A 12214-nucleotide genomic window follows, 5' to 3' on the forward strand; every position below is an offset into this window, starting at 1 on the left:
TAGATTACGAGTGTGATGCTGGCTCGTGAAACGCAGTCAGCGCTAACACCACCCCAACGGCTGCATAACCGGCCATCGATAACAAAAAGGTTCGCGCATCAATGCCCGCATCGATCAGCAAGCCGAGCAGTGCCGGTGACGCTGAGGTCGCCAACACCGACAGTGACGTAAACAGCGAACGAATGCTGCCTAGGTGAGTGGTGCCATACACCTCGGCCCAGAGGGCGTTGGCAATGGTGCCCATCATGGCGATGCCGATGCCCAAGGTTGCCATCATGGCGTAGACCACCCAGATGCCCTCGCGAAACGCACCCAGTGACAGGCCGAGCACAAAGGGAATTCCCATAAATTTAAACAGGCGCGTCGCGGAATACCGATCCACCAGTGAACCGACCACAATGGACGCTGCCCAATGAACCGCTCCGTACAACACAAAGGCGCTGGCAAACAGCGCCGGCGACCAGCCTTTCTGTTCGAGCACGAAACCCTGATGAATAAACAAACCGGTAACGATAAAGGGTGGTGCCAGTAACAGTGGCAGGGCGCGCCAGAATCGACCATCGCTGAGCAGAGTGCGGCGCGAGCCGTCAACCCAGTCCGTAGCGTCGGTACGCACCTTGGGTGCCACGGTTTCCGCCTCGCTGGCACCGGCTTTGGAGAGTAACCAGAACACCAGTGGCAGGAACACCAACGGCACAAAGAAGGCGATGATCAGCCAGCTCAATTGCCAGCCTGCCAGGGCGATCAGGGCAACCGCAATGGACGGCAAAATCATTTCACCCAAAGGGACGCCGTTGCCCGCAATACTGGTGGCTTTACCGCGATTGAGTGAGAAGTACCGGCCGATGGCGGTCATGGCGGTATGTGGCATCAAACCCTGGCCACAAAAGCGCAGCAGGAACAACGCGAGCACCAACGACAACAAGGAATCGACGCGCCACATCAGAAGCGCGGCGATGGTTAAACCGACGGCGACCAGCGTGACAAAGCGTCGTAACGGAAATTTATCGACCGCACCACCGATCACCATGATGGTCAGACCACTGACCAGCGTGGCGCCGGAATAGGCCGAACCGTAAGCGGCGGCAGAAAGCCCCAGCTGTTGTTGTATGGCAGCGCCATACCAGGAAATAAAAAACGACTGACCAAAATTACCGATAAAGACGGTGAACAGACCAAACAACAGCATCGGCCAGTAGGACCGAAACATCGACAGGTAACCGCGAATCATGGAAGACCTCTGGACAGACACCACAGCGCGATCGCCTTAGCGAGCTGGAAAGGTGCCGGTGAACGGTAAAAAGCGCGCCCAGTGTACTGCGATTGAACGCGCGATTCACGGCAATGAACTTAGACGCTTCGTCCGCGCAGGGCGCGTTTGCGAATCACCGGCAGCCACAGGTAACCGAGCACAAAGCCACTGGCCAGACCCCCTAAGTGCGCGGCGTTATCGATGGGGCCGATGACAAAACCGATGGCCACGTTGATGACGACAAAGCCCAGGGTGTTGCGCAAAAAGGCTTTGCGGAATTCCGGTTTGAGCAGGGAAGTGGTCAGTAACGCCAAAAAGAAACCGTAGAGCCCGAAGATGGCGCCGGACGCTCCGACACTGACCGCCGCGTCATTGAAATACAAGCTGGTCAGGCTGGCCAGCAAACCGGTCAGCACATACACCACGGCCAACGACAGTCGGCCCAGCAGGGGTTCCAGGAAGATGCCGATGTTGGCCAGCACGATCATGTTGAACACCAGATGCAGCAAGCCCGCGTGCAGGAAGGTACTGCTGAACAACCGCCACCATTGGCCATCGACCGTCCAGGGCCCGTAATTCGCGCCCAGCATGACCAAATCACGCGGATCAAAGGACATCAGGCTACCGGTGTAGAGCACGGTGAGCACAAAGATGGCGGCGTTGAGGTAGATGATCACCGGCGTCAGCCAGTAACCCCGGTGTGGTAGAAACAGATTCATGGTGATGTCTCGATCCAAAAAACAGTGAACAGGCTACCAGAGGTTAGGGGCGCCGTGATGGACACCAAGCGTTATCGGGGTTGTTGACGGTGTTTTTACGTGGCGAAAATTTGCTCAGTCGGTTATGCACAGTATGGCTGAATAAAGGTGTGGATAAACTGGTGGTGGACCGCCAGGTCGACCGGCTGATGGTGAATGCGCCAAAGCGATAGATTTTTCACCAGTGCGCTCCGGTTCACTGCATCTTGTTGAAATGATGAGCAGGAATCCAATAGCGTTGGGGAATGTTCGGCAGCTGGCCGTCCATGAGTGGGTTGACCAGCCAGATCAGTTGATAGCCATTGTGGTCGAGCCATTCACGCGCTTCCGTGATGGCCGGATGGGTTCGGTACAGTTCGTCCAAAGCGCCGTTCGCCTGAGCGGTGATTAACCCAGCTTCCAATTGAAGGGCCAGTTCTTCGTCGTCCCGGTTGAGATAAACAAAGTAATCCGCCGGATAGGCCAGTAGCCAATCCGGCGAGATATGAAATGAGCGGCCCTGTTTGGCTTGCTGTTCGATTTCTGCAAAGGCTTCAGCCACGCCGCGGGGAAAAGCCGTGAAGCGGCGGCGCGCCAGCATGGGCCACAGATTGGCGTACTCACTTTCAAACACCCGAAAGCCATTGCTTTGCAGAATGTCGGTATCCAGCCAGTTCAGGCCAGAGCCCATGATCCATTGCTGTTTCAGTTGATCTAATGTCTCGACGGCCGGCGTGTCCTCGGGCACGACCAACACTCTCAGGCCGAGTAAGCCTTGCGTCAGCGGGAAAGGAATTTGCCGAAGTTGCTGGGCGCGCTCCTCGGTGTGGCCGGAAAAATACAGGTCAAAATCGGCGCTGCCGTTTTCCAGCATGGACAGTATGCGCAGCTGATTCACCTGTGGCAGATGGGCGATCTCCAGCGCTCGCGGCTGCGGTGCGTTGGCCAGACCCAGACGTATGACACTGATCGGTAATTCCGACAGGGGATGGCTGCCAAACCGCGTCGCAACGCGCACGACCGACGGGTCATCGTCAGCCCACATGGGAACGCTGAACGGCACCAGCATCAGCGTCATCACCACCACGAACTTGCCACAGCGCATTACCATAAGTACGTCCTGTACTTGCGTGTGAAGCAGTATAGTCAGCCTGAGTGACTTTGCTCTAAACCGCCTGAGGTAAGGGTTGGGGTGAAGCCGAAGGTCCGTTGGGGTCGCGCGGTACGTCGTGCTCGTGCAGGTACTGCAAAATACGGTCTTTCAATGCCTGACTGCTCGCCAGCCCCTGATTGCCAAACAGCCGATTAAACTCCAGCAGATAGGGATGACCGCCGACCCAGGCGATGTCAAAGCCCGCGTGATTAATGTTCAGATCGCTTGCGACCTGTAACGCCAAGTCGATGGCAGCGGTTGGTACCGCGTCATGACTGACCCAGCCGCCACGGGCGACGTTGTTGTAGAAACCCTGGTCAGCCTGGCGTCGCCAGTACGCCGATAGGACCTGATCACCCACAATTACGATGCGAATATCCCGATCGATGGGCAGGTATTCCTGCACGTAAAGCACGTCGGCGCTGGCGTAATACCGTTGCCAGTCAGCGCGGTCGCGAATTAAAAACACGCCTTCGCCCATGCTCGCCTTGGGATGTTTGGCGACAAACGGCAGGGTCATGGTGTCCCACAGCAAGGCCTGTTGCAGCGGGCCGTTGGGTTCTATCAACGTGAGCGGAATATGCGCCGGAGCGACCACTTCAAAGGCGCGCGTCATCTCCACCTTGTCGTGGCCGATTCGGTAGCTGGCTTCGCTGGGGAAAACGCGGCACTTCAGTCCGTAGAGCAGGGCATTGAGTTGCCAGTAACCGGGGAACAACACCCAGTTTGCCTGGCGCAATGCGTCTTGATGGCGGAAGAAATGTTCCGGCTTCAGCACCTGAGTGTTGGGGAAGCCAAGGGTACGGAAAGGATCGAAGGAGATCAGCTGCATAAAAGTTGCGCAGGCCAGGGTGCGCAGATTTTAGGCAGCTTTGCGTTTTTGACAAGCGTTATTCGTGGGTGTTCGGGGCCTCGTCCAGATGGCAGCGAAAACGCCCGCTGAGGCGGTCCAGTTCCTCGGACTGGCCGCGCAAGGTCTGGCTGATGGTGGTGGTGGCGGCCACCGTTTCGGTCAGCCCTTCGGCGCTTTCGGTGAGTCGCTGCGAGCGTCGTGCGACCCGGCCGATTTCGTCGCGCTGGGCCACCAAAGCGGCATCGATATCGGTGCTGCGGTGTTCCAGATCCGTAAAGCGATTGTTCAACTCGGTCAGGTGTGATTTCAACGTGGCCATGGTCTGGCGGTTATTTTCACCGGCATCGGTGGTGGCATCGAGCAGGCCTTCGAGATTGCCCACCTGCTGACCCAGATCGCCAATCCAGTCGCGAATCTGAGCGGTCGATTCGGTGGTGCGCTTCGACAACTGACGCACTTCATCAGCGACCACCGCAAAGCCACGGCCTTGCTCACCGGCGCGCGCTGCTTCGATGGCGGCATTCAGTGCCAACAGGTTGGTCTGGTCGGCGATGTCGACGATCACATCAATCACCTGGTCAATACGACCACTGGCGTCGCGCAATGCAGTGATGCCATCGGCGACTTGATCCATCACTTCGGCGGCCTGGTGGGCGGCGGCTTCGTTGGCGACCAACTGATGTTGCAATTCAGCATTGCTGGTCACTGCCGTTTCGATGGTCTGGCGTGACGCCTGCGCTGAGGTTTCGATATCCGCGGCGCGATCGGCGATGGTTGCCATGGCTTTGCTGACGTCGTGAATTTGCTGGTGCGTCTGGCCGGTGGCGGTGCGCACCGATTCGGACTGGGTGTCGAGCCCGCTGGCGCTGTCTTGCAGGGCGGAAGCGGCGAGGCGGACATCGCCGACAAAGGTGTTCAGTCGTGCCACCAGACCGTTGATGGCGACCGCCACACGCGTGACTTCATCGCGGCCATCATCGGGTAGGACGGGAGTCAGATCGGCGTCGGCGTCCATGGCATCCAGTTCGCTGGCAATGCGTGCCAGGCGAACCGTGACGGAGCGTCGTAGCCATTCGGTTAAGGCCAAAATTAATACCAGCGCCAATGCGCCACCGATCCAGGCGACACTGCGTTGTTGAGCGAGAAATTGAAACAGCGTTTGCACCCCGGCTTCGGTATTGTCACGTCCGGCCTGACGGTTTTCATCGACAGCAGCAATCATCGGGTCGATGGCGCGATACAGTTCCAGGTCGACCACGCGACCCACGTCATAATAGCTGCGCGCTTCAATCCCGTTGGCCATCTCGTTAAGCAGTTCGTCGACGGCAGCGCGCTCTTCGGCGTGTTCGGCAACCCAGGTACTCAAGCGAGGATTATCCGCCGCGGTTTGCCATTGGTTCGCCAGATCGGTGCGAATGGTGGCAAAGCGGCTGTCGACTTCGTCCCAGAAAATCAGCTGGGCTTTGATGCGGTACGCCAGATCCTGCAGTGAGCGGTGGCTTTGAGCGAGGTCAGACAGCAGCCAGACATCGGCCAATTGCTGATGCACAAGACGGTCGGTATCGCGCTCGGCCTGGCTCATGGTGGTGGTGGCCAGGCCGGTCAGTCCGGCCAGTGCCAGGATGCTTAACGCGGAAAACAACAGCAACCGCAGGCGAACGGTAAGCGCCATGGTTGGAATTTCCTCAGTCAGGCTGGACCAAGCACTTTATGGCAGAAAGATGACACTTTGATGATGCCGGGCGGCTCTTGCGCTATATCAAAATAAATTGATATAGTTCGCTCCATTGAATGAACCCGCTGATTTAATGGTCACTTGCGAGCGGTATATAAATGCAGCTAAAGCGCCGGTCTGGCTTTCCCTGCACCCCTCCCATTGAATCAGCACCGCTTAGTTGAGGTGCGTGATGACAACCTTGTTTGCCCATTTTCTGGCCCAGGTATTGGGCTGCGCCCATCTGGGTAATCTGCATAATCGCGTGCGTACGCGGCTGATGTTTCAACCCGATCACGGCTTGAGCGCGGCTGAAGTCGACGACTTTCTGCTTAATGGCAGCGAGGATGACGATGCGCTGGCGTTCTGGGCACAACTGCTGGCCATAGACCTCGACCTGTTGCGCGACGCCGCCCAGTTAGCGCAGCGCAGTGCCGATGCTCAGTCACAACGGTTGCCGAGTCTGGAAGTGACGGCCGTTGGTACACCAGAACTGTTAGCACCCCATCGGCGCGTTCGGGTGAGCATTCGGGTAGAACCGACGGACCTGCCACAGCCAGAACGATTGGCTCGGCTGGGCGAGCGCTGGCTGCAACGCGACACGGGCTACACCGTGGGCGATCTCAACCAGTCGGGCGCGTTCGATCAGATTTTAGCGGTCGCTAATCAGCATTGGCAGAGTGTCGAGCAACTGACCGGTGCACCAGCTGCCGCTATTGATATTGAACTGCTGCCGGAAGCGGGGTGAGAGGTTGTTATCAACCAATGAGCAACGCGCGCTTGAGCATTATTCGTTGGTCACAGGGTGTGTTGTTGCGTCAGCAAATCGCCCCGTTTATGCACCTATGGCTTGGCGTATCCAAGAACGCAATGGTCGGGTGCGAATGCGCAGGTAATCAATGAGCGACTTAGCGACCCAGCGGATCGTTTGTCCATTCTTTTTCAGCCAAAGCAGCTCGATGCACAACTGGCTGTAGTGGCATAACCCCAGCCTGTCTTTAAACAACGCCAGCAACGTCCGTAATTGGTTTTCGCGCAATGGTTTGAAATCGAACCCATGCATTATGCAGAGTTTTTTCTCCAAGGCATATCGAATTCGATAGCCCTCAAGTTTGTTCGCTGTTCCTGAAATACGCGTGCCCGGGGTCTGGTGATGGGTGAATAACGGCTTGCGTAATACGCCAATATTCTGGGATACATGCAGCGCATTTAGCATCATGATGTGGTCTTGAAACAGCGGTGTTTTCACAAAGCCATCGGAGGCGAGATAGACCGATTTTTTCATCATGATCATGGGCGTAAAAGCGACGCCGTGGAATAAAAATTCGTGCAAGGAAGAGGCAACAGCCTTGGTATGCCAGTCCTGAAAATAGTGCTCAGCGCCGGCTTCGTTAACCATGTCCATATCACAAACACAGATGTCCAGATTATGGTTGACCATGTAAGACAGTTGCTGACTTACTTTATCGGGTCGATAAACATCGTCGTCATCCAGAAAGGTGATGTAGCGGCCTGTGCAATGCTGAATGCCGTAATCCCGGGCCAGGCTGCCGCCGAGGTTTTCAACGACAGGCAGGTAGCGAACCCTGGGTAGGTTGTCGCACATGCTCGCAATGAGAATCTGCGTGTCAGTGCCCAGGCCATTGTCATCCACAACAACGATCTCAAGGTTGTCATAAGTCTGCGCCAGCAGGCTGTTCAATGCGCGCTGGAATTCACGGACTCGGTTGTAGGTCGGTAAAATGATCGATACGTTCATCGGATGCGAGAGGTGACTAACGCTAAGGTTGACCACTTGATGGTTCTGGCAACTAAGTAGAGTGGTAGGTTGGAAATCATCAGTCTGGAACTCAATTTGAAATGTTTTATTTCCTTGTTTTTGGAGAGCAGCTTTCTCAGTGTTTGGTAACCGATTCCGATGATGCTTTTATGCATATTGATGTAGATATGCATGTAAATAATCAACGCATTGCACAGCAAAAAGAAATTCAGGTCGCTGGGCATTTTTCGGTACTGCTGCAGGCACTTTGATATCACTTGGTGAAGACTGACCAAGTCTTTTTCAGTGTTGGTGTTGGTAATGGACGTTGGCCGATAGCGATAACCGACACAGGGTGTGTCAATCGTCAGAATGTTTTGAGCGCGCAGATAGCATTGCGATGTAAACAGCACATCTTCATAAGTAATGCCTTCAACAAAATACAAATCAGTGAGAATGTCTCGCTGGTAAAAACGTGCCCATACCATCCAGTCAGATTGCACGAAGGCGCTTTTTTTAATGGCATCAATGCTTTGTGCCGAATCGATCAGCTTGAATACTGTGTGGGTATCCATTTCGGTATCGGTAAAACGCTTGGCGTTAAATTCGATGACGTCGGCCTGAAATGTCTGAATAGTGCTAATGAGCGGTTGCATGTCTTCCAGCCAAATATCATCGCTGTCGAGAAATCCAATGTAGCGGCCCGAGGCAATGGCTAAGCCGGCGTTTCTGGCAGCAGACAGTCCGCGGTTGGTTTGCTCAATCAGTTGGTAAGGCAGCTGTGTTCTGGGCAGCAGTTCAGCCAGCCGTTCGGCCGTGTTATCCGTTGAACCGTCGTTGATGACGATCAGCTCCACCGACGCTCGGCTTTCGCTTGGGACGTTTCTGGCGACAGAAAGCAGGCAGTCTTCCAAGTATTCTGCGGTATTGAAGCAAGGAATGATGATGCTCAGTTGAAAGGCGGGCATAAAATCAGACTCAACGGCGAGAATGGCACCCAGAGGGCCAGGGTGCTTTTTATCCAATGCGATGGGTTCGCGAGTAAGAGTGTTTGGTATCTATTTATGATGCCAAAAGTGTTTTAATAACGTGATAAGTAGCATGATAGCGTCTTTTGGGCGGCAGACCAAGCGCAACACCCTGAAAAGGGCGCCTCGTCCGGGAGTTTTAGTGGCGGTCCAGCAGCTGTGCCCGGGCGGCGTTGATGCGGGCCGCCAGATAGGCACTGCCGCCGTGATCGGGGTGGAGTTTCTGCATCAATCGGCGGTGGGCCTGGATAATGGCGTCTCGGTCGGCACCGTCTTCCAGGCCGAGAATTTCGTAGGCTTCGGCGTCGCTCAGGGCTCCGTTGTGATGGGCGGCCGCCTGCTCCGATTCGGTGTGGCCGACAGTATCGTCAGCGCGCCAGGCATCCCCAAAGCGCTTGTCCAGATAGCTTTCTAACAGGCGGGCGGAATCGTTGTCGGTCTGGCGACAGTAGCTCAGCAAGTCGAGAAATTCTTGTTGATCAAGGTCGGCCAGATCACGTCCGGCCATTGGACCGGTTAGAACCTGTCCGGTCATGGCGCCGCTGTCGTGGTCAAGTTCCATTTCCACAACCTCTCCTGCGACCCGTGAACGCTGCCCGCCTGTCGAACTTTGCCGCTGTTGGCGACGCCGATACCAGCCGGCCAGAAACGGCAGCGAACGCAGCAGCCAGGGTAAAAAATGGCGCAGTAACGGCAGCATGAGTGCAAAGAGAGCGCCGATCAGATACAGCCGATGGGTCAGTGCCAGGAAGATGACACCGAATAGTGCCAGCGCCACCAGCGCCTTTATTCGGAACGGGCCGCGTTGAGCGGCGGGCAGGCGTCGGTAATACAGCAGCACGCCTGACACGAGCACCAACAAAAACATCAAGGTGATGGGATTCACGATCGGCCTCTTATTTCAATTGCTGGGTCAGGCGCTTCACTTCGGCTGGCGCTGCTTTGGAAAATGTTTCTAAAGCGGTGCGACCGCCGCTGGCATAGACGGCCACGGCACCCAGTAAGGCTTTGAGCACGTCCGGGCTGCGGTGATCGAAGGCGCTAAGCGCACCGCCGGACAGTTGCGCCAACTGTGAGAAAACCCGTTGGGCGTTGGCATCCTGGCCTTCTTGAAAGATGAATAGCGGCGTATTGAGTAGGCCCAGTTCGCCGGCCAGCTGGCACAGGTCGTCTGCCGATTCTTCGCAGCAATCGACCACCAGGATCACCGCTTTAACCGATTGCTGCCGGGTTTCACGGATGGCCTGTTTCAGCACTTTGCGAATCTGGGTGTGGCCACCGAGGCAACGGACGCCGTTCATGGCGCGCAGCAGGCCATCGGCGTTGCTGACCCAGGGCAAGGCATAAAACTCATTGAAGCCGCGGTAATAGCACAGCTGGATCGCCAATCCGCCCAGGTCGCGCGTCGCGAAAAAGAGTTCACTGTGCAGTTGGCAAGCGGTGTCCCAGCTCGGTTGTCGGCTGGCGGTGGCATCAAGCGCGAACATCAGGCGACCGGGTTGCTGCGCCGCCACGGGTGTTTTCGCGGCGCTTTGCAGGAACTGGTCGATGTCCTGTCGGCTGGATTTACTGGGGAGTCGGTCGTTGCTCATGGATAAAGCATACAAAGGCGATATCGCCTTGACCATGATTCAGAGGCGAGCAGGCCAACGCCCGTCAGAATGACGGGCGTTGGTTTGAGCCGTTCATCAGCGCACGGTGACGCAGCTGCAGTGGGCCAGTTGCATGACTTTGTGGGACACACTGCCCAGCATCAGGCTTTTCCATTCGCCCAGACCGCGAGTGCCGAGCACGATCATATCGGCGTTCAGTTCATCGGCTTTGGCGACGATTTTGTGTGCCGGATCGCCAATCACCAGTGAGGTTTCGACATGCTCCTGACCGGTGCTTTTAGCGACGTCCACCGCCGCCGCGAGAATGGCATTGCCCGCTTCTTCGAGTTCTTCGCGAGTGGCGTGCAAGGTCAGGCTGGCGCCGCCCATTACCAGCACTTCATCGCCAGTCATGGGTTCAGGTACGTGCAGCAGGTGCAGTTTGCCGTCGTGAGTTTTGGCCCAGTCAGCAGCAAACTCGATGGCTTTTTGTGAGTGTTCGGAACCGTCCACCGGTACCAGTATTAATTTGCTCATGATGTCCCCTCCTCTGGATGGGTACGAATTAGATCGGAGCACCGAACGACAGATTCAACCGGTCCGACCACGCTTTAATCATGGCTGACATTCGACCGATGTGGCTTGATACAGGTCAAACTCACGGCGGTTGTCGCTCCTTGGTGAACGTTGCGTTTACCGGCCTGTCCGGGTGAAATGCCGTGCCATGCCCCCACTGTTAGGGCCACAATACGCTCACTTACAGCGCGATGGAGTTCGATCATGAGCCAAGCTGTTCAGCAGGTGATTCAGCTGGGATTCCCCTGGCAGACCGCCGACCCGTTTTTGTTTTGCGTGCATCACCTCGACGATTTCCCCAAAGGCAATGCCGGCATGGGGCCGCAGGCGTCGCTGGCTGGCCGTCAGATTGGCCAGGATTTCGACTGGAATCGTCCCTGGCGGATGTACCACGGTGACACCGTGCCCGGCTTTCCGGCGCACCCGCATCGCGGTTTTGAAACCATTACGGTCGTGACCAAAGGCTTTGTCGATCACGCCGATTCTCTGGGCGCGGCAGGACGCTATGGTCAAGGCGATACCCAATGGATGACGGCCGGTCGCGGCGTACAGCATTCGGAGATGTTCCCGCTGCTGAGCGAGCAGGAAGAGAACCACATGGAGCTGTTCCAGATCTGGTTGAACCTGCCGGCCAAAAGCAAAAAGGTTGAACCGCATTTCGGCATGATCTGGGGTGACGAGACGCCCATCGTTGAGGAAGCCGACAGCGAAGGCCGCAAAACCAAAGTGCGCGTGGTTGCCGGTCATCTGCACGGTCACGATGCACCGCCACCGCCGCCGGATTCCTGGGCGGCCGATGCCGACAATGAAGTTGCGGTGTGGACCATTCATCTGGAGCCCGGTGCGCGCTGGACGTTGCCCGCTGCGTCAGCGGATCTGAACCGCATGCTGTATTTCTACCGCGGCGATGCGGCTCGGGTGGAAGAGACCGACTTACAGGTGCGGCAAGGTGTACAGCTGGTTTCCAACGCCTCAGTGGAACTGGTGGCCGGTGAGTCCGGTGCCGACTTTCTGATGCTGCAAGGCAAGCCTATTGCCGAGCCCATCGCTCAGTACGGCCCCTTTGTGATGAACACCGAAGCGGAGATTCACGAAGCCTTTGCCGATTTCCGTCGCGACGAGTTTGGCGGCTGGCCCTGGCCGCGAATGGATCAGGTGCACGACCGGCCACGCGGGCGTTTCGCCAAGCACGCTGACGGTCGGGTGGAAGAGCGCGACTGAGGCAATTTGCGCCGATTAAAAGGGACCTAAAATCGGCGCTTGCTATCTGATTGGTTGGGCTACACTCTGGTGCTCCTCACCGTGGCAACAGGAAGACAAGATGACTTCAACTGCCCAGACGGCCGTTCGCCAGGCACACGATTTTGAGCTGCACCTCAACGACGACGAATACCGCCTGATCGAGCGCGCTGCCGAAACCTGGCAATTATCGGTGACCGATTTTCTGGTGGAAGCCGCGCTGGAAAAAGCCATCGCCATCACCGAAGAAGATGTGTCATCCCATCTGGCCACCGTTACCTCCGACGAACTGCCTTCTCATTCCTGATCTG

Annotated in this window: 13 protein-coding genes; 3 read left to right on the plus strand and 10 right to left on the minus strand. The window is 56.6% G+C overall.

The annotated features are described in order from the left end of the window. Window positions 1-4: 4 nt before the first annotated feature. The 5 genes from BGP77_RS06055 to BGP77_RS06075 form a co-directional block, all read right to left on the minus strand. A complete protein-coding gene (locus tag BGP77_RS06055; protein WP_108163818.1) occupies window positions 5-1231 on the minus strand; it encodes an MFS transporter in 1227 nt (408 codons plus the stop codon). Between the two features lie 119 nt (window positions 1232-1350). Then, the gene (locus BGP77_RS06060; RefSeq protein ID WP_108163819.1) at window positions 1351-1971 is read right to left on the minus strand and encodes a rhomboid family intramembrane serine protease; all 621 of its coding nucleotides are present in this window, start codon (window positions 1969-1971) and stop codon (window positions 1351-1353) included. Window positions 1972-2206: 235 nt separating this feature from the next. Beyond that, window positions 2207-3100 (minus strand): hypothetical protein, encoded by an 894-nt coding sequence (locus tag BGP77_RS06065; RefSeq protein ID WP_108163820.1) that lies wholly within the window; start codon window positions 3098-3100, stop codon window positions 2207-2209. Window positions 3101-3155: 55 nt separating this feature from the next. Next, a complete protein-coding gene (locus tag BGP77_RS06070) occupies window positions 3156-3974 on the minus strand; it encodes a RimK family alpha-L-glutamate ligase (protein ID WP_108163821.1) in 819 nt (272 codons plus the stop codon). A 58-nt stretch (window positions 3975-4032) separates the two neighbouring features. Further along, entirely contained in the window at window positions 4033-5667 is a 1635-nt protein-coding gene (locus tag BGP77_RS06075; RefSeq protein ID WP_108163822.1) for a methyl-accepting chemotaxis protein, read from the minus strand. Window positions 5668-5902: 235 nt separating this feature from the next. Between BGP77_RS06075 and BGP77_RS06080 the strand changes: the two genes are divergently transcribed. Then, on the plus strand, window positions 5903-6457 hold the full coding sequence (locus BGP77_RS06080) for a hypothetical protein (RefSeq protein ID WP_108163823.1): 555 nt from the start codon (window positions 5903-5905) through the stop codon (window positions 6455-6457). Window positions 6458-6544: 87 nt separating this feature from the next. On the opposite strand, the gene BGP77_RS06085 is transcribed toward BGP77_RS06080, so the two are convergent. The 5 genes from BGP77_RS06085 to BGP77_RS06105 all read right to left on the minus strand — a co-directional run bounded on the left by BGP77_RS06085 (window position 6545) and on the right by BGP77_RS06105 (window position 10625). Then, a complete protein-coding gene (locus tag BGP77_RS06085; RefSeq protein ID WP_108163824.1) occupies window positions 6545-7468 on the minus strand; it encodes a glycosyltransferase family 2 protein in 924 nt (307 codons plus the stop codon). Further along, complete coding sequence (locus BGP77_RS06090; RefSeq protein ID WP_158269285.1) at window positions 7465-8493, minus strand: glycosyltransferase; 1029 nt, start codon at window positions 8491-8493, stop codon at window positions 7465-7467. The genes BGP77_RS06085 and BGP77_RS06090 overlap by 4 nt, the downstream gene beginning before the upstream one ends. Before the next feature lie 142 nt (window positions 8494-8635). After that, a complete protein-coding gene (locus tag BGP77_RS06095) occupies window positions 8636-9382 on the minus strand; it encodes a DnaJ domain-containing protein (RefSeq protein ID WP_199224205.1) in 747 nt (248 codons plus the stop codon). A gap of 10 nt (window positions 9383-9392) precedes the next feature. Then, complete coding sequence (locus BGP77_RS06100) at window positions 9393-10088, minus strand: hypothetical protein (RefSeq protein ID WP_108163826.1); 696 nt, start codon at window positions 10086-10088, stop codon at window positions 9393-9395. A 96-nt stretch (window positions 10089-10184) separates the two neighbouring features. Next, window positions 10185-10625 carry a universal stress protein gene (locus BGP77_RS06105; RefSeq protein WP_108163827.1) on the minus strand — a complete coding sequence of 147 codons (441 nt, stop codon included), beginning with the start codon at window positions 10623-10625 and terminating at the stop codon, window positions 10185-10187. A gap of 243 nt (window positions 10626-10868) precedes the next feature. Here BGP77_RS06105 and BGP77_RS06110 point away from each other — a divergent pair, with 243 nt between their 5' ends. Then, on the plus strand, window positions 10869-11885 hold the full coding sequence (locus tag BGP77_RS06110) for a pirin family protein (RefSeq protein WP_108163828.1): 1017 nt from the start codon (window positions 10869-10871) through the stop codon (window positions 11883-11885). Between the two features lie 100 nt (window positions 11886-11985). After that, entirely contained in the window at window positions 11986-12210 is a 225-nt protein-coding gene (locus tag BGP77_RS06115; RefSeq protein ID WP_108163829.1) for a DUF1778 domain-containing protein, read from the plus strand. Window positions 12211-12214 lie beyond the last annotated feature (4 nt).

This window comes from Saccharospirillum sp. MSK14-1, assembly GCF_003054965.1.
Taxonomy (GTDB): domain Bacteria; phylum Pseudomonadota; class Gammaproteobacteria; order Pseudomonadales; family Natronospirillaceae; genus Saccharospirillum.